Below are 16,901 nucleotides of genomic sequence, written 5' to 3' on the forward strand. Positions count from 1 at the left end.
ATTCGGGGCACGTTACAGCGAGGCGACCGCCTCGTGCAGCAGGGCGACGTACCGAGCGAGACCTGCCGCGTCGAGGACATCCGGGGAGGTCGTCACCGACAGGGTCACGGTGTCGCCGATCCCGTGCACGCCGTGGGTGAGCGCCTGCACGGGCGACAGGCCCGGGAAGCCGGAGGTGAACCGCACCCGTCCGCCACCGAGTTCCAGGTCGGCCGGCCCTCGGTGGACGCTCGACACGACGGTGTTGCCCGTGACGGTGGGTGGGACGACGGACAGGTCGAGTCGGTCGGTACCGAACCGCAGCAACGGTGCGGGGACGTGGTCGTCGGTGCGGGCCCGGATCGCCATGGCGGGGTGCCGCGCACGGATCCGTTGCAACGCCAGGTCGGCGGCGATCGCTGCGGCACGTTCGTGCGGGTCGCGGATCGCGCAGTGCAGGTCGACGCCGACGTTGCGGTAGCTGTTGCGGGCCGTGCCCGGCGCCACCGCAACCGGCACCTCGGCGGACAGTTCGTCGACGCCGAGGAACTGCGACAGGGCGGCGCCGATGGCCGTGAGCGCGCCGACGGTAACCGTGCCGACGCTGCGCAGGTCGGCGGAGTCGAACACGAGTGTGCGGACCGTCCGCCGCGGCCCGGGTGCGGTGTTCACGGCGACCAGCGGTCTCCCCGGGGTGGGTTGCGGCACCGACGGGTCGGCGAGCTGTCGCGCCGCCTCCACCGCCCGCCGTCCGTCGGCGATCACCCGCGGAATCGAGAACGGCAGCCGCAGGACGGCACGTGTGAGCATCCCGGCCGGCGAGGGGGCACGCGGCGGTGTGGTGGGTGTCGCGGTGCCCGCCAGCAGGTCGCGGGCGAGCGCGGAGGTGCGCACCCCGTCGGCGAAGGCGTGCGACATCTGCAGGACGACGAGGAGGGCGGGACCGTTCCCGCGCGGAGCACCCGTGACATGCGGGAAGACGTGCAGTCGCCACGGCGAGACGGTGACGTCGACGCGGGTCGCGACGAGTCCGGACAGCGTGTCGAGCAGGTCGCCGTAGCTACCGGATCCGTGGACGACGAACCGGTCCTCTGCAGACGTGTGCGCTGCAGGGGTGTGCGCTGCCCAATAGGGATAGTCGAGACCCGCGGGCACCTCGACCATCCGTACCTGCAGCTCCCCCATCACCTCCGCACGCGAGCGCAGCTCGTCGAGCACGTCGGCGACCGGAGCCGCGGGGGCGTCGAAACAGTAGAGGGCGAACAGGTCGCCCGGGATGCGGTCGCCGAGCCATTCCCGGCGCGCGTCCGACGGATGCATCTGCACGAGGTCACAGTCTGCCTGCCGCCCGTGGCACGTGCGGGGCGGGTATGAATGGGTCATGAGCGACGACACGACCGATCCGTACCTGTGGCTCGAGGACGTCACCGGCGAGGAACAACTCGACTGGGTGCGTGCCCGGAACGACCGAACGGTCGAGGAGTACACCCGCACCGAGAGCTTCACCGACCTCGAATCCCGCATCCGCGAGATCCTCGACACCGACGCCCGCATCCCCTATGCGCGTCGGCGGGGCGAGTACCTCTACAACTACTGGCGGGACGCCGAGCACGTGCGCGGCCTGTGGCGTCGCACGACGATGGAGCAGTACCTGCGCGACGAACCCGAATGGGACGTCCTCGTCGACCTCGACGCCGTCGCCGAGGAGGAGGGCGAGAACTGGGTGTGGTCGGGCGCCCAGGTGCTGCGGCCCGACCAGACCCGTGCGCTCATCAGCCTGTCGCGCGGTGGTGCCGACGCGAGCGTGATCCGCGAGTTCGACCTCGTCGAGCGGCGATTCGTCTCTGGCCCGGACAGTTTCGAACTGTCCGAGGCGAAGACGGACATCGGGTGGATCGACGCCGACACCGTCTACGTGGGAAGCGATTTCGGCGACGGCTCGCTCACCGACTCGGGTTATCCGCGACTCGCGAAGAAGTGGCGGCGCGGCACCCCGATCGAGGAGGCCGAGACGGTCTTCGAAGGTGAGCGCACCGATGTCGCCGTCTCCGCCTGGTACGACAACACCCCCGGTTACGAACGCAGCTTCGTCGACCGCGCGATCGACTTCTACCGGGCGCAGCGTTTCGAACTCACCGCGGACGGCGAACTCGTCGAACTCGACGTTCCCGACGACGCGCGGGTGAGCGTGTACCGCGACCACCTGCTCGTGCGCACCCGCTCCGAATGGCTCGGTCATCCCGCCGGCACCCTGCTGGCCGCGAACTATCCGGCCTTCCTCGCCGGGTCGCGCGAGGTGACGGTGCTGTTCGGTCCCGACGACCACACCTCGCTCGAGCAGTACGCGTGGACGCAGAACCATCTGCTCGTCGTCACACTGCGCGATGTGCAGACCCGCGTGCGGGTACTCACGCCGGGCGAGGACGGCTGGTCGGACGAGGAGCTGCCCGGCGTCCCCGATGCCACGTCGACCTCGATCATCGACGTCGATCCGCTCAACGGCGACGACTTCTTCCTCAACTCGAGTGGTTTCACGATCCCCGCGACCCTGCTGTCGGGGACGGTCGGCGGTCCGGTTGAGGCGATCAAGCAGGCCCCGTCGTTCTTCGACGCCGAGGGCATCACCGTCGAGCAGTTCTTCGCGACGTCCGACGACGGCACGCAGGTGCCCTACTTCGTGGTGGGTAGCAACACCGGAACCCCTTCGCCCACACTGCTGTACGGATACGGCGGATTCGAGAACTCGATGGTGCCGGCCTACAGCGGCGGCGTCGGGCGGGCGTGGCTCGAGAAGGGTTACACCTACGTCATCGCCAACATCCGCGGTGGCGGCGAGTACGGGCCCACCTGGCACACTCAGGCCCTGAAGGAGAACCGGCACAAGGTCTTCGAGGACTTCGCCGCGGTCGCGAAGGATCTCGTCGCGCGCGGGATCACGACGGCCGAGCAGCTCGGCGCCCAGGGCGGCAGCAACGGCGGTCTGCTCATGGGCGTGATGCTCACCCGCTGTCCCGAACTGTTCGGGGCGATCGTGTGCCAGGTGCCGCTGCTCGACATGAAGCGCTACCACCTGCTGCTCGCCGGTGCGTCGTGGATGGCCGAGTACGGCGATCCCGACAACCCCGCGGAGTGGGAGTTCCTGTCGAAGTACTCGCCGTACCAGAACACCGATCCGGATGCCGACTACCCGCCGATCCTCGTCACCACGTCGACGCGCGACGACCGGGTGCATCCCGGCCATGCGCGGAAGATGGTGGCGCGACTCGAGGAGCAGGGTCACGAGGTCTGGTACTACGAGAACATCGAGGGCGGCCACGGCGGCGCGGCCGACAACGCGCAGGCGGCGTTCAAGTCTGCTCTCACGTTCACCTTCCTGGCCGACAAGCTCACGAACCGGTGAACTTCGGGGAGGTTGTGTGCGTTTTCGACAATGAACACGCACACGACCTCCCTCATCTCGCCGGTCCGGTGGACTCGCGGACGACGAGCTGCGTCGGGAGCACGAGTTCGTCGGCCACCACGACCCGCTCGTAGGCCTGTCGGGCGAGCATCTCGATGGCGCGCGCCCCGGCGTCCTCGGTGCGTTCGGCGAGCGTCGTGAGCGACGGCTGGCACAGGTCGGAGCCGAAGATGTTGTCGAACCCGACCACGCTCACGTGCTCCGGCACGGACACCCCGCGTTCCCGCATCCGGCGCAGCACCCCGATGGCGAGCATGTCGTTGTGGCACACCACCGCGGTGGCACCGGCGGCCACGGCGGCGTCGGCTGCGGCGGCACCGCCACCGAGCGTCGGTGAGTAGGGGCCGAAGCGACGCACCGCGATGTCGTGGGCCTGCGCCGCGGCCTGCAGACCGGCCCAGCGCCGTGCTCCCGACCACGACTCGGGCGGACCGCCGAGGAACAACAACGAGCGGTGCCCGAGCGACGCGAGGTGGTCGACGATCTGCCGCGTGCCGGCCTCGTAATCGGCGACGACGCAGGAGATTCCGCGGATCGCGCGATTCACGAGAGTGACGGCGTCGAGGTCGGCGATGCGCCGCAGTTCGTCGTCGGGCATGCGGGCGGCCGCCAGGACGAAGCCGTCGACGGCCGGCCCCAACCGCCGGATGATGTGCGCTTCGGTGGCCGCGCTCTCCTGGGTGTCGGCGAGGACGAGGGTCCGGCCGGAGGCGACGGCGGCGCGTTCGGCCCCTTTGATCACGCCCGAGAAGAAGGGGTTCGTGATGTCGGGGACGAGCAGCGCCAGGGTGTTGGTGCGTCCCGATTCGAGGGCTCGGGCCGCGGGGTTGGGGGCGTAGCCGAGCCGGTCGGCGACCTCGAGGACGTGGTCGCGGGTGGCGGCGTTGACGCGGCCGGGGTTGGTGAACGTGCGCGAGACCGTGGACGCCGCCACCCCTGCCTCGCGGGCCACATCGGTGATGGTGGCGCGTTTCCGGGAACGCGGAGAGGCCGACATACGGACAGTATGGCAAAAAATGGCAAACGATTGCCGTGGGCTGCGCCACACCCATAACGTCCGTGTATCCGATACTGAAGACCCACCCCCCGAGGCATCCGATGACTGAAAACACCACGGTGCAGCGCACGCCCCGCAAGGCGGCGCTCGCCGCGTGGAGCGGCAGCGCACTGGAGTACTACGACCTGGCGATCTACGGCACCGCCGCTGCGCTCGTCTTCCCGAAGATCTTCTTCCCCGAGGGCAACCAGGCGGTCGCGACCGTCGCGTCGCTCGCCACCTTCGGCGTCGCCTACGTCGCGCGTCCCTTCGGTTCCATCCTGATGGGCCACATCGGCGACCGTTTCGGCCGCAAGCTGATCCTCGTGGGCACGCTGCTGCTCATGGGTGTCTCGACCTTCCTCATCGGCTGCCTGCCGACCTACGGGCAGGTCGGCATGCTCGCGCCGATCCTGCTGGTCACCTTGAGACTCCTCCAGGGCCTGTCGGCCGCTGGTGAGCAGGCCGGCGCGAACTCGATGTCGTTCGAACACGCCCCCGACGACAAGCGCGGTTTCTTCACCAGCTGGACGCTGAGCGGCACGCAGGGCGGGCAGGTGCTCGCACCGCTGATGTTCCTGCCGGTGATCGCCCTGCTCTCCGAGGAGCAACTGCAGTCGTGGGGCTGGCGCGTGCCGTTCTGGATCAGCGCCGTGATCGTGCTGATCGGCTTCCTCATCCGCCGCAGCCTCGACGAGACCCCCGAGTTCCACGCCGAGAAGGCGCACGACGAGGCGCCCAAGGCACCGCTGGCCGTCCTCTTCCGCCACCACTGGACCGGTGTCCTGCGCGTCTTCTTCGCGGCCTTCATCGCCATGGTCAACACCGCATTCCAGGTGTTCGCCCTCAACTTCGCCACCGCCGACGAGTACGGCATCGGCATCAGCGACACCACGATGCTGTGGCTGGCGATCGTCGCCAACATCATCGCCGTCGGCACCATCCCCATGTGGGCCATGCTGTCCGACCGCATCGGCCGCAAGCCGGTCTTCGTCACCGGCCTGATCGGCAGCGCCGTCATGGTGACGGCCTTCCTGTGGTCGATCTCGCGGGGCGACGTGCCGCTCGTACTCGTCACCGGCATCCTGCTCGCCGGCGTGATCTACAGCATGCCGAACGCCGTGTGGCCCGCCACCTACGCCGAGTACTTCCCCACCAGCGTCCGCCTGTCGGGCATGGCGATCGGTACCCAGTTCGGTTTCGCGCTCGCCGGCTTCACCCCGGCCATCGCCGGGTCGCTCATGGACGGCAACGCCGACAACTGGTATCGCGTGGCCCTGTTCTGCGTCGGCGCGGTCGCCATCTCGCTGATCGCGGTGGCCACCGGACCCTCCGGAACCCACAAGGTCCCCACCCGTGAGATCGGCCTGCGCCCCCACGACCGGAACACCGCGCCGGTCCCCGCCGGAGCCGCATCGTGACCGCCCGTCCGACGATCGCCGTCCTCAACGGGCCCAATCTCAACCTGCTCGGCACGCGCGAACCCCATCTCTACGGCACCACGACGCTGGCGGACATCGAGAAGTCGTGCCGTCGCACCGCCGACGACCTGGGCTTCGACATCGACTTCCGGCAGAGCAACCACGAGGGCGCACTCATCGACACCGTCCACGAACTCCGCGAATCGGCCGCCGGTTTCGTGGTCAACGCCGCGGCCTACACGCACACCTCGGTCGCACTGCACGACGCGCTGGTCACCGTCGCGGCACCGATCGTGGAAGTGCACCTGACCAACGTCCACGCCCGCGAGGAGTTCCGGCACCGCTCGTTCGTCGCTCCCGTCGCGACGGCCGTGATCGCCGGATGCGGCCCCGACGGATACGGCTTCGCCGTCCGTCACCTGGCCGCACTCGCACTCGACACCGAGAAGAAGGAAAGTTCCCGATGACCTCCGCAGCGCCCGCACGTACGTCCTTCCTGCTGGGCCTGTTCGGCGCCGGGATCGGCGGTTCGCTCACCCCGGCCATGCAGGAACGCGAGGGTTTCGCCTCGGGACTGAACCTGACCTACCGCCTCGTCGACGCCGAGCGCCTCGGCTACGGCGCCGAGAACCTGGCCGAGATGCTCGACTGGGCACAGCGTTTCGGCTTCGACGGGCTCAACATCACGCACCCCTTCAAGCAGGTCGTCATCCCCCTGCTCGACGAGTTGTCCGACGACGCCCACGATCTCGGCGCGGTCAACACCGTGGTGTTCCGCGACGGTCGCGCACTCGGCCGCAATACCGACTGGTCCGGCTGGGGACGCGCGTTCCGCCGCCGGCTGCCCCAGGCCGTCTCCGACCGCGCCGTGCTGGTCGGGGCCGGCGGTGCCGGTTCGGCCGTCGGGTACGCGCTGCTCGAACAGGGCTCCGCGCACGTGTCCATCGTCGACGTCGACGTCGAGAAGGCGCAGGCCTGCGCGACCCGCCTGGCCAAGCGCTTCGGCGACGACCGGGTCCGCGCGACCACCGATCTCGCCGGGGCGCTGGCCTCGGCGCAGGGTCTGGTCAACGCGACCCCGACGGGCATGACCGGACACCCCGGGCTGCCCGTCCCCGCCGAGCTCGTCCGCGAGGACCTGTGGGTCTCCGACGTCGTGTACTTCCCGCTCGAGACCGAACTGATCCACCTCGCCCGCTCCCGCGGATGCCGCGTGGTGCCCGGTGGCGGCATGGCCGTCTTCCAGGCCGTGGGTGCCTTCGAGTACTTCACGGGCGTCGAACCCGACGCCGAACGAATGGTCCGACACTTCGAGGAGCTGACCAGCTGATGCGCCGCGGAATCGCCACCGTCTCGCTCTCCGGTGTTCTCGCCGACAAACTCGACGCGATCGCCGCTGCAGGATTCGACGGGATCGAGATCTTCGACAACGACCTGATCGCCTCGCCGCTGTCACCCGCCGAGGTGGCGAGGCGCTGCGCCGATCTCGGTCTGTCGATCGACCTGTTCCAGCCGATCCGCGACATCGAGGGCGTCGACCCGCGGCGGTTCCCCGACGTCCTGCACCGTGTCCGCCGCAAGCTCGAGGTGATGAACGAGCTCGGCGCGACGACCTTCCTGGCGTGCTCGAACGCGCTGCCGACCGCGATCGACGATCCGGGACTGTCCGCCGAACAGTTGCGCGCCGTCGGTGATCTCGCCGCCTCGCACGGGGTCACCTTCGCCTACGAGGCCCTCGCCTGGGGACGTCACGTCAACCGGGTCGGGCAGGCGTGGAATCTCGTCGAACGCGCCGACCACCCGGCCGTGACGCTGGCCGTGGACACTTTCCACATGCTCGCACGCGGCGACGACGGACGCGCCCTGGCCGGTATCCCCGGCGAACGCATCGGCTTCCTGCAGGTCGCCGACGCCCCGGTGCTCGACATGAACGTCCTCGAATGGAGCCGCCACTTCCGGTGCTTCCCGGGGCAGGGCATGCTCGACGTCTCCGGGGTGGTCGCGGCCGTGCTCGACGCCGGCTACGACGGGCCGCTCTCGCTCGAGGTCTTCAGCGACGTGGTGCGCGAAGCGGATCCGCATGTGACCGCGCGCGACGCGATGCGGTCGCTGCTGTTCCTCGAGGACCGGCTCGGTACGCGGGTCACCGGACCCGCACGCGAGAAGGTGACGGTCGCACCGCCGCTTCCGGCGCGGACCGACGCGGCGTTCGTCGAATTCGCCGACCCCGACCGCTCCGATTACCCGGCACTGCTCACCGGACTCGGATTCCACGTCGCCGGCCGGCACCGCAGCAAGCCCGTCGTGTGGTGGCGCAACGGCGGCGCGAACATCGTCCTCAACGAGGAGCCCGCGCCGGGCCCCGCCGCGACCGCGCTGGGTCTCGTCGCCCCCGACGTCGCCGCGGTGGCCGAACGCGCCGCGAGCCTGCTGTGGCCCGCGGTCGACCGCACCCGAGGGGAGGGCGAAGCAGGCCTGCCGGGCATCACCTCCCCCTCCGGTCTGCACGTCTTCGTCAGCGCCGAGCCGGGGCAGCCCGACGACTGGCACAACGACTTCGTGTCCGACGACGGCGCGGGCACCTCACCTGTCGACGAGGGATGGCTCGGTCTCGACCACGTCGACGTGACGGTCGCGGCGGACGACCTGAACCAGGAGCTGTCGTTCTTCCGCACCCTGTTCGGACTGCGGCCGGAGGACCCGGAGGAGTACATCCAGCCGCAGGGCCGCCTGCGCATCCGCGCTCTGCGCGCGGAGAAGGGCGACCTGCGGGTCGCGCTGAACGTCTCCGATACCGGTGCTGCGCCACAGCCGCACGGCGTGACCCAGCTGGCCTTCGCCACGGCCGACGTCGTCGACTCGGTGCGGCACGCACGTGCGCGCGGGGTGGAGTTCCTCCGGCCGCCCGCGAACTACTATGCCGATCTCGATGCGCGGTTCGTGCTCGACCCGGACCTGCTCGTCGTCCTGCAGGACAACGGGTTGCTCTACGACCGCAACGACGACGGTGGCGAATTCCTGCACGCGTACTCGCTCCCGGTGCAGGGTGGCTTCCAGGTCGAGCTCCTCGAACGGCGCGGCGGTTACACCGGATACGGCTCCCCCAACGCCCACGTCCGGCTCGCCGCGGCCGCCCGCGCGGGATCAGCGGTCGCGTAGCCAGGTCACGATCTTCGCGACGGTGTCGTCGTTGTCGCGGATCCATCCGTTGTGGCCCAGTGCCCGCGGGTTGTGCCACCGGGCGACCTCGGCGGCGGGCAGCTTCTCGAGCAGGTGCTGCGCCGACTCGATCGGGGTGAGGTCGTCGCCTTCGATCGTGATCGACAGGACGGGCAGCGTGAGACGCCCGATCCGTTCCTCGTAGTCGATGTCCGCACCGGCCGGTTCGAACCGGCCGGTGCGGGCCAGTCGCGCCCAGTCGGAGATCAGCACGCGCGACTGCCGGCCGAATCCGGCGACGTCGATGCGGTCGCCGGGCCAGAAACCGGCAACCGCGGCGGTCAGCGACATCGCCGTCGCCCCGAGCCACAGCCCCGGTCCGCGGATACCACCGTGGTGGCGGTAATAGGGCGTGCCCGAGGCGACGAGGATCAGCCCGCCGAGGCGTCCGCGGATGCGCGCGGCGTAGAGCACCCCGAGTTGCCCGCCCATGGAGTGGCCGAGCAGGTACGGCGTCGAATCGGGGAAACGCTCCCGCACCACCTCGAAGACGGCGGGGAAATGCGTCGCGACGATCTCGTGATAGCCGTAGGTGCTCTCGGGCCCGGGTCTCGGACGGCTGTCGCCCTGCCCGGCCAGTTCACAGATCGCCGCGTCGAATCCGTGGTCGGTGATCGCCTGCGCGAACGGCTCGTAGTAACCGGCCGGGATGCCGAGCCCTGGCACGATCACCACGACGGCGCGGGAAGCGTCGCGGCGTGTCTCGTGTTCGTGGTCGGGTCCCGCGAAGAGGCGCACCGGGGCCGTGGTGCCCCCGGGAAGCTGGATCGGTACGGTCTCCACCGGCCCAGACTAGGCCGATCCGGACGCGGCGGGTGCCGGTTTCCCCGCCCCCGAACTTCACCGCCCTCCGAATTTCATCGCTACCCCGAGTCCGGAATTCAGGGTCGGGATGGGGGTCGTGCCCGGATGTGCTCGGGCCGGGTCGCGGCGGACGATCGAAATGTCCGGTCCAGCACCCTTTCGGAGGAACCCATGCGTACCCTTGCCACCCGCTCCCGTCTCGCGACCGCCGCCGTCCTGTCGCTCGGCACCGCCGCAGTGTTTCTCGGAACAGGAACTGCCGCAGCACAATCCGAGCCTGGTGTCGTGGGCATGAGCGAGCAGGCCGCGGTCGGCGTGCTCACCGCGGAGGGTGTGCCGTACTCGATCGTCAACCGGTCCGGTTCCGCCGGCGGCGACTGCACCGTGACCGCTCAGCGCGACCGGGGATACCGGACCGAGGTCGAGTACGAATACGACAGTGACGACAACGAGTTCGACCGTGTCGAACGTCAGGTGTGGCGCGGGGTCGGCCTGACGGTCGTGTGCCGCTGACGAGTCCTGACGGTCAGTCCAGACCGAAACCGCGCTCCCGCAGGGCTTCTCGCATCTTCTCCCTGCTCCCGAGCGCACCGGGCGACGCGAAGCGCCCGAGTACACGTTCGACCCAGCTCTCCGCCAGACCCTGATCGCGGTAGAAGCCGGCGATCTCCTCCTCGTAGGCGGCGAGGCCGGCATCCCGCTCCTCGGTCGAGTACTGCTCGCGATGCAGCACCACATCCTGACCCAACCGCGGCTTGACCTCCGCCTCCACCTCGGGATCGGGACGGCCCACCACCAGCCCGACCACAGCGAAACTGTGGTCGGGCAGAGCCAGTTCTGCGGCCACGTCACGCGGATGATTGCGGATCGCTCCGATGTAGACGGTGCCGAGACCGAGTGATTCCGCAGCGAGCACCGCGTTCTGCGCGGCGAGCGCGGCATCGACCACACCGAGCAGGGCCGACTCCACGTAGTCGACGTTGACGAGGTCCTTGTCGTGCTGCTCGGCGACCCGCGCCGCGCGGGCGAGGTCGGCCACCCACACGAGCAGGAGCGGAGCGTCACGCACCGCCGGCTGATTGCCGGCGAGAGTCGCGATCCGGGCGAGCCGGTCGCGGTCGGTGACGGCCACGACGCTCCACAACTGCAGGTTGCTCGAGCTCGCGGCGGAGGAAGCCGCGGCCACGATTGCGCGCAGATCGTTCTCGGAGACGGCCTCGGGAAGGAACTTCCGCACGGAGCGATGCGCCAGTTGAAGAGCGATGACGTCGTTCCACGCGCCGGAACCACCACGGCCGGCCACCTGCTCAGCGGCGCGGGTGCCGTACCTGCGGCGCAGTGCGGCGAGCTGTTCGTCGAGGACGACGTCGGTCATGGCGGGGAGATCTCCTTCTGATCGGCAGTACCGACGGTCGAGTCTGCCTCCTCGCGTCCCGGCCGCCGAGCATTGCCCTCAGCATGATTTCAGCGGCGTCCGGGCCGGCTCGTCCGGTCGACCCCGAGACGAAGATCAGGGTGAAGATCCGGGCCGTTCCCGGATGTGCCGGGACCGTCACGGCGACAGGATGAATGCATGAACTTCGAGAACCAGGCTCCCCGTCCCTTCACCCGTTCCTCGTCCCAGCGCATGCTCGGTGGTGTGTGCGCCGGACTGGCCGAGTACTTCAACGTCGATCTCAACCTCGTGCGTGCCGGCGCAGTCCTCGCAGCCTTCGTCACGGGCGGCACCGCCGTGTTGCTCTACCTCGCCCTGTGGATGATCGTCCCGGAGAACTGATCGGACTCCGGTCGTGGAGAACACGCAACCCTCGGTGGACATCCACCGAGGGTTGCGTGCTTCGCTGCGAGCGGCAGCGACGGTCCGAACTACTTACTGGGCGCTGCCCAGCAGAGCGCTGCCGGTGTCGAGCAGGGTACCGAGCAGTTCGGTGCCGCCGAGCAGTTCGAGGGCAGAGCCGATGAGTTCGATGATCTCCATGTGAATCTCCTTCGTCCGATCACATACCGGACGGGTGTCGTCCGATTGCTTTTCGCCTACCCGGAATCCGATCGGAATTCCGTCGGGCTCGCATCAATTCTCAACACAGTCGACGCGCCTGCGCGACCCCAGAATACGCAAAACGGGTGTGACGACATTCACACCTGGAAACAAGCCCGGTCGGGCTCACAAATATGCAGCTCACAGCGTCAAGGAAAGAAAACGGAACGTCCGTACCCATTTATTTCTGTTTGAATTCGATTTTTCCGTTCGATCCGGTTCATCCCGTTCGGTGACCGATTACGGCGAATCGACCGATCCATCGGTGAAATACCGACCGAACGGTAATGCCCGATTCGACCGGAGTCGAATCGGGCATTACCGGTGGGTGTCCGGGAGCTACAGTCCGACCGCCTGCGACAGGAGCGGCCACGAATTGCGCAGATCGTCCTCCCAGTAGTCCCAGGAGTGCGTACCCGCCGGACGCAGGTCGATCCGGGCGGGGATGTCGAGTTCCTCGAGCCGCTGGGCCATCCGCTGTGTGCAGTGGTGGACTGCCGCCTCGATGCTGCCGCCGACGACCATCTGACCGACGAGCCCGATCGGGTCGTTGTTCACCGACCGCGACCCGAGCCGCTCGTACTGCCCGGGCAGCCCCGAGCCCGACGAGATGTAGAGGTCGATACCGCGGAGCTTCTCGGCCTGGAGGTAGGGATCGTTCTCGATCCAGGCCGGATCACCGACCGGACCCCACATGTTCTCGGGGTCGCCACCCTTGACGCGCACGACGGCCTGCACATAGGACTGCCCCAGCGGCGTGCTCGTCTCGGCGCATCCGCTGTACGCCCCGACCGCCTCGTACAGTTCGGGAGCCGCCGTGGCGAGGCCGAGCACCGATGTGCCCGACATCGACAGTCCCGCAATGGCGTTGCGTCCCGATGTCTCGAACTCCGTGTCGATGACCGGCGGGAGTTCGTGCGTCAGGAAGGTCGTCCACATGTTGCGGCCGAGCGCGGGATCGTCGTTGCGCCAATCGGTGTAGTAGCTGTAGCCGCCGAGGAGCGGCGTGACGACGTTGATGTTCTTGTCCGAGAAGAAGTTCTCGATGTCGGTCTGCTTCTCCCAGGTGGCGATTCCCTGCCCGCCCCCCGAACCGTTGAGCAGGTAGAGGGTGGGCCGCGGTTCACTCGTGTCAGCAGGCGTCCGGACCCGGAGGGGAATCACCTTGTCCATCGACGGCGAGTAGACGTTGGCGATGACGGTGCGGTCGCTCTCGCGCTCGACGGAGGTCAGCTCCCCCACCGGTCGATCGTCGGGGGTCTCTGCCGGCTGCGCGACGGCGCCTCCCGGCGCCGCGAGGACCATCGACGTTCCCATCGCCACCGTGAGCAGTACCCGCCGTAACCAGGACGACCGCATATTCTTCCATCCCCTCGTCGATCCGTCTGTCTGCGCCCCTCGGACCGGTTGCGGATCGGCACGAACCTCCGGAACCGGATGAAGTGACACTTTCGTGACATTCATCGTCCGCGAGGCCCGTTTCGTAACGAATATGTGATCGTTCGGTACGGGAGGCCGGAATGATCGGGGAAGAGCACGAGGCCCGACCCCACCGGAGTGGGATCGGGCCTCGTGTGACTCAGGGGCGCTGGATCAGAAGTCCATGCCGCCCATGCCGCCGGTCGGGTCGCCCGCGGGAGCGGCGGCCTTCTCCGGCTTGTCGGCGACGACGGCCTCGGTCGTCAGGAACAGAGCCGCGATCGACGCAGCGTTCTGCAGCGCCGAGCGGGTGACCTTGACCGGGTCGTTGATGCCCGCTTCGAGCAGGTCCTCGTAGTCGCCGGTCGCAGCGTTGAGGCCGTGGCCGGCCTCGAGGTTGCGGACCTTCTCGGCGACGACGCCGGGCTCGAGGCCGGCGTTGAAGGCGATCTGCTTCAGCGGCGCCTCGAGGGCGACCTTGACGATGTTGGCACCCGTGGCCTCGTCGCCCTCGAGCTTGAGGTCGTCGAGAACCGGAGCGGCCTGCAGCAGGGCCACGCCACCACCGGCGACGATGCCCTCTTCGACGGCAGCCTTCGCGTTGCGGACGGCGTCCTCGATGCGGTGCTTGCGCTCCTTGAGCTCGACCTCGGTCGCGGCACCGGCCTTGATGACGGCGACGCCGCCGGCCAGCTTCGCGAGGCGCTCCTGCAGCTTCTCGCGGTCGTAGTCCGAATCCGACGCCTCGATCTCGGCGCGGATCTGGTTGACGCGACCGGCGATGGCGTCGGGATCGCCCGCGCCCTCGACGATGGTGGTCTCGTCCTTGGTGACGACGACCTTGCGGGCCTGGCCGAGCAGCTCGATGCCGGCGGTCTCGAGGGAGAGGCCGACCTCTTCGCTGACGACCTCGCCACCGGTGAGGATGGCGATGTCGGCGAGCTGGGCCTTGCGGCGGTCGCCGAAGCCCGGAGCCTTGACGGCGACCGACTTGAAGGTGCCGCGGATCTTGTTGAGGACCAGGGTGGACAGGGCCTCACCCTCGACGTCCTCGGCGATGATCAGCAGCGGCTTGCCCGACTGGATGACCTTCTCGAGCAGCGGCAGCAGGTCCTTGACCGTGGAGATCTTGGAGCTGACGAGCAGGATGTAGGGATCCTCGAGCACTGCCTCCTGACGCTCTGCGTCGGTGGCGAAGTAGAGGGAGATGTAGCCCTTGTCGAAGCGCATACCCTCGGTCAGCTCGAGCTGGAGACCGAAGGTGTTGGACTCCTCGACGGTGATGACGCCTTCCTTGCCCACCTTGTCGATGGCCTCGGCGATGAGCTCACCGATCGCGGGGTCGCCGGCGGAGATGCCTGCGGTGGCGGCGATCTGCTCCTTGGTCTCGACCTCCTTGGCGGTGTCGAGCAGCTTGGCGGTGACGGCCTCGACGGCCTTCTCGATGCCGCGCTTCAGGCCGAGGGGGTTGGCGCCCGCAGCAACGTTGCGCAGACCCTCGCGGACGAGAGCCTGGGCGAGCACGGTAGCGGTGGTGGTGCCGTCACCCGCGACGTCGTCGGTCTTCTTGGCAACTTCCTTGACCAGCTCGGCGCCGATCTTCTCGTACGGATCCTCGAGCTCGATCTCCTTGGCGATGGAGACACCATCGTTGGTGATCGTGGGGGCGCCCCACTTCTTCTCGAGAACGACGTTGCGACCCTTGGGGCCCAACGTCACTTTGACTGCGTCGGCGAGGCTGTTGAGGCCCCGCTCGAGGCCGCGACGGGCCTCTTCGTCGAACGCGATGATCTTGGCCATTGCGAAGTGATCCTCCGGGTATGGGGGTGACACCGGAGCGATCGCTCGTCGGATCGCTCCATGTACGCCTTCGGCCGGAAGCAGTGCCCGCGACGGACGACCAGGGGTGTCGAAAACCCGGTCTCACCCTACCGACCTGGCACTCACGTGTTGCGAGTGCTAAGTGCATTCTTAGCACTCGGGGGTGGCGAGTGCAAGATTACCGGCACCCGCCACCCCCGTCACGAAATCTGCGAAAGACCGACTACACGGTCGTGCGGATCATCGATGCGGCGCTCGCTCAGCGAGGCGTCGAACCGACTCCCACGGCGCACCACTGCCCCGTCGCGGTGTTGACCGCGAACGACTGGGCACCGACGCACGTGACGCCGGTGGTGTCGGCCGTGGCACCCGACCCGTAGCCGGCCACCGACAGGGTCGTCGCCGGACCCTGAGCCCAGGAGTGGCTCAGTCCGCCGCCGAGCGCGTAGGCGAACGAACGGCCGCCGTCACGGGCCGCACTGAGCGCCGTACCGAAGCCCGTCGCGTGGGCTTCGGCGGCGCCGGCCGACTCGGCAACCGACACCGCGGTGCCGCTGTCGGCCGCGTACGCGCGAGCGAAGGCGTCCTCTGCGGTGGCGCCGCAGCTGGCGGTATCGGACACCAGGATGTCGTTGGCAGAAGGAGGTGACACACAGGTCACCGGCGCCGCTGCGGCGGTACCCCCACCGAACAGCGCGGCCGAGGCCACACCGATGGCGACGAGTACACCGGCCCGGAGCGAACGGCGCGCGGTGAGAACGGATCGGAACGAACGAATGGACAAGAACGGCTCCTCTGCACTGGAGTGCCTCTACGCGAAAGGCTGCATCTGCGCTATGTGGGGCGAGAGCCCCGGCCGTAGGGTACCGATCACATGCGTCTCACGCGAGACCACGTGTCACAGACTGTCGAGGAGCCCGGGAAGATCGGCGACGGAGTCGATGACGTGGTCGGGACGATCCACCGCGAGGTCCAGGACCGATTGCCGAAACTTGCCGGTACGCACCAGGATTCCCGTCATGCCGAGGCGTTGCCCGGGGACGACCTCTCCCGCGATGTCGTCGCCGACGACGACCATCCGATCCGGTTCGACATCCATCCGTTCCGACGCGACGAGGAAGCCGCGCAGCGACGGCTTGCCCACCGCCACCACCGACCTGCCGGTGAGCTCCTCGAGTCCCGCCAGGTAGACCCCCGTGTCGATGCGCAACCCGTCGGACGCCTGCCACGCGAGCGCCCGATGCATCGCGACCACCGGGACGTCCTCGAGCATCAGTTCGGCGACGCGACTCATCGCCCGGTGCGTGAAGGCATCCCCCGCACCACCGAGGATCACCACCTCCGGATCGTCCTCGTCGAGGACGATGCCCTCGAGATCCGCCGCGATGTCGCCCTCGTTGAGGACCCAGCAGCGCAGACCCGTATAGGTCTGCCGGACGTGCTCGACGGTGAGGGACACCGCGGTGACGATCTCGTCCGGCGACACCTCCATCCCGAGATCGGTGAGCCGCTGCGCGATCTCGGCGCACGTCCGCGAGGTGGTGTTGGTGAGGAAGGCGCGGCGGACGCCGTCGGCACGCAGTCGTGCCAGGACGTCCGCCGCACCCGGGACGGGCTGCCACTCGGTGACGAGCACGCCCTCGATATCGAACAACACCCCGTCCACACGCGTCATGTGTCGAGCCTATCCGCGTGCGTGCCCAC

The 16,901-nt window shown here is 68.6% G+C and carries 15 protein-coding genes; 7 read left to right on the forward strand and 8 right to left on the reverse strand.

Features of this window, described 5'->3' with window-relative positions; translation table 11 throughout:
* Positions 1-12: 12 nt before the first annotated feature.
* Complete coding sequence (locus tag U9J23_RS18590; protein WP_080968415.1) at positions 13-1,362, reverse strand: wax ester/triacylglycerol synthase domain-containing protein; 1,350 nt, start codon at positions 1,360-1,362, stop codon at positions 13-15.
* Between U9J23_RS18590 and U9J23_RS18595 the strand changes: the two genes are divergently transcribed.
* Positions 1,361-3,379: a prolyl oligopeptidase family serine peptidase gene (locus tag U9J23_RS18595; RefSeq protein ID WP_059384297.1), complete on the forward strand. Its 2,019-nt coding sequence runs from the start codon at positions 1,361-1,363 to the stop codon at positions 3,377-3,379. The two genes, U9J23_RS18590 and U9J23_RS18595, sit on opposite strands and share 2 nt — an antisense overlap.
* 52 nt (positions 3,380-3,431) lie before the next feature.
* Here the strand turns inward: U9J23_RS18595 and U9J23_RS18600 are convergent, their stop codons facing one another.
* Entirely contained in the window at positions 3,432-4,436 is a 1,005-nt protein-coding gene (locus U9J23_RS18600) for a LacI family DNA-binding transcriptional regulator (RefSeq protein WP_059384298.1), read from the reverse strand.
* A 101-nt stretch (positions 4,437-4,537) separates the two neighbouring features.
* Between U9J23_RS18600 and U9J23_RS18605 the strand changes: the two genes are divergently transcribed.
* From U9J23_RS18605 to U9J23_RS18620, 4 genes are read left to right on the forward strand one after another with little or no spacing between them, the layout of a single operon-like run.
* The gene (locus U9J23_RS18605; protein WP_326599706.1) at positions 4,538-5,896 is read left to right on the forward strand and encodes an MFS transporter; all 1,359 of its coding nucleotides are present in this window, start codon (positions 4,538-4,540) and stop codon (positions 5,894-5,896) included.
* Positions 5,893-6,363 (forward strand): type II 3-dehydroquinate dehydratase, encoded by a 471-nt coding sequence (gene aroQ, locus U9J23_RS18610; RefSeq protein ID WP_088897006.1) that lies wholly within the window; start codon positions 5,893-5,895, stop codon positions 6,361-6,363. Before U9J23_RS18605 ends, aroQ begins: the two co-directional genes overlap by 4 nt.
* Positions 6,360-7,226, forward strand: coding sequence for a shikimate dehydrogenase (locus tag U9J23_RS18615; RefSeq protein ID WP_326599709.1), 867 nt, complete (start codon positions 6,360-6,362; stop codon positions 7,224-7,226). The genes aroQ and U9J23_RS18615 overlap by 4 nt, the downstream gene beginning before the upstream one ends.
* Positions 7,226-9,055 (forward strand): bifunctional sugar phosphate isomerase/epimerase/4-hydroxyphenylpyruvate dioxygenase family protein, encoded by a 1,830-nt coding sequence (locus tag U9J23_RS18620; RefSeq protein ID WP_230823156.1) that lies wholly within the window; start codon positions 7,226-7,228, stop codon positions 9,053-9,055. Before U9J23_RS18615 ends, U9J23_RS18620 begins: the two co-directional genes overlap by 1 nt.
* Here U9J23_RS18620 and U9J23_RS18625 read toward each other — a convergent pair.
* Complete coding sequence (locus tag U9J23_RS18625) at positions 9,041-9,898, reverse strand: alpha/beta hydrolase family protein (protein WP_059384303.1); 858 nt, start codon at positions 9,896-9,898, stop codon at positions 9,041-9,043. The two genes, U9J23_RS18620 and U9J23_RS18625, sit on opposite strands and share 15 nt — an antisense overlap.
* Positions 9,899-10,090: 192 nt before the next feature.
* On the opposite strand from U9J23_RS18625, the gene U9J23_RS18630 reads away from it, so the two are divergent.
* Positions 10,091-10,432, forward strand: a complete 342-nt coding sequence (locus tag U9J23_RS18630; protein ID WP_085469686.1) for a hypothetical protein — start codon at positions 10,091-10,093, stop codon at positions 10,430-10,432.
* Positions 10,433-10,445: 13 nt separating this feature from the next.
* Here U9J23_RS18630 and U9J23_RS18635 read toward each other — a convergent pair whose 3' ends face one another.
* Positions 10,446-11,294: an NADPH-dependent oxidoreductase gene (locus U9J23_RS18635; protein ID WP_145709010.1), complete on the reverse strand. Its 849-nt coding sequence runs from the start codon at positions 11,292-11,294 to the stop codon at positions 10,446-10,448.
* A gap of 198 nt (positions 11,295-11,492) precedes the next feature.
* Here U9J23_RS18635 and U9J23_RS18640 point away from each other — a divergent pair, with 198 nt between their 5' ends.
* Positions 11,493-11,696 carry a PspC domain-containing protein gene (locus U9J23_RS18640; protein WP_085469687.1) on the forward strand — a complete coding sequence of 68 codons (204 nt, stop codon included), beginning with the start codon at positions 11,493-11,495 and terminating at the stop codon, positions 11,694-11,696.
* A gap of 600 nt (positions 11,697-12,296) precedes the next feature.
* Here the strand turns inward: U9J23_RS18640 and U9J23_RS18645 are convergent.
* The 4 genes from U9J23_RS18645 to U9J23_RS18660 form a co-directional block, all read right to left on the reverse strand.
* A complete protein-coding gene (locus U9J23_RS18645) occupies positions 12,297-13,316 on the reverse strand; it encodes an alpha/beta hydrolase (protein WP_085469688.1) in 1,020 nt (339 codons plus the stop codon).
* A 234-nt stretch (positions 13,317-13,550) separates the two neighbouring features.
* Complete coding sequence (gene groL / locus U9J23_RS18650) at positions 13,551-15,176, reverse strand: chaperonin GroEL (protein ID WP_016932760.1); 1,626 nt, start codon at positions 15,174-15,176, stop codon at positions 13,551-13,553.
* Positions 15,177-15,456: 280 nt separating this feature from the next.
* Positions 15,457-15,981, reverse strand: a complete 525-nt coding sequence (locus U9J23_RS18655; protein WP_059384323.1) for a DUF6764 family protein — start codon at positions 15,979-15,981, stop codon at positions 15,457-15,459.
* Positions 15,982-16,095: 114 nt separating this feature from the next.
* Positions 16,096-16,872 carry an HAD-IIA family hydrolase gene (locus U9J23_RS18660; RefSeq protein WP_085469689.1) on the reverse strand — a complete coding sequence of 259 codons (777 nt, stop codon included), beginning with the start codon at positions 16,870-16,872 and terminating at the stop codon, positions 16,096-16,098.
* Positions 16,873-16,901 lie beyond the last annotated feature (29 nt).

Origin of the sequence: Rhodococcus sp. PD04 (assembly GCF_035918275.1) — a bacterium.
GTDB lineage: Bacteria > Actinomycetota > Actinomycetes > Mycobacteriales > Mycobacteriaceae > Rhodococcus > Rhodococcus rhodochrous.

Bases quoted from the DNA above. Each gene is read 5' to 3' on its own strand.
- U9J23_RS18605 (WP_326599706.1), top strand. From the start codon at position 4,538: ATGACTGAAAACACCACGGTGCAGCGCACGCCCCGCAAGGCGGCGCTC.
- U9J23_RS18660 (WP_085469689.1), bottom strand. From the start codon at position 16,872: ATGACGCGTGTGGACGGGGTGTTGTTCGATATCGAGGGCGTGCTCGTC.
- U9J23_RS18645 (WP_085469688.1), bottom strand. From the start codon at position 13,316: ATGCGGTCGTCCTGGTTACGGCGGGTACTGCTCACGGTGGCGATGGGA.
- U9J23_RS18615 (WP_326599709.1), top strand. From the start codon at position 6,360: ATGACCTCCGCAGCGCCCGCACGTACGTCCTTCCTGCTGGGCCTGTTC.
- U9J23_RS18630 (WP_085469686.1), top strand. From the start codon at position 10,091: ATGCGTACCCTTGCCACCCGCTCCCGTCTCGCGACCGCCGCCGTCCTG.
- groL (WP_016932760.1), bottom strand. From the start codon at position 15,176: ATGGCCAAGATCATCGCGTTCGACGAAGAGGCCCGTCGCGGCCTCGAG.
- U9J23_RS18595 (WP_059384297.1), top strand. From the start codon at position 1,361: ATGAGCGACGACACGACCGATCCGTACCTGTGGCTCGAGGACGTCACC.
- U9J23_RS18635 (WP_145709010.1), bottom strand. From the start codon at position 11,294: ATGACCGACGTCGTCCTCGACGAACAGCTCGCCGCACTGCGCCGCAGG.
- U9J23_RS18620 (WP_230823156.1), top strand. From the start codon at position 7,226: ATGCGCCGCGGAATCGCCACCGTCTCGCTCTCCGGTGTTCTCGCCGAC.
- U9J23_RS18600 (WP_059384298.1), bottom strand. From the start codon at position 4,436: ATGTCGGCCTCTCCGCGTTCCCGGAAACGCGCCACCATCACCGATGTG.
- U9J23_RS18640 (WP_085469687.1), top strand. From the start codon at position 11,493: ATGAACTTCGAGAACCAGGCTCCCCGTCCCTTCACCCGTTCCTCGTCC.
- U9J23_RS18590 (WP_080968415.1), bottom strand. From the start codon at position 1,362: ATGACCCATTCATACCCGCCCCGCACGTGCCACGGGCGGCAGGCAGAC.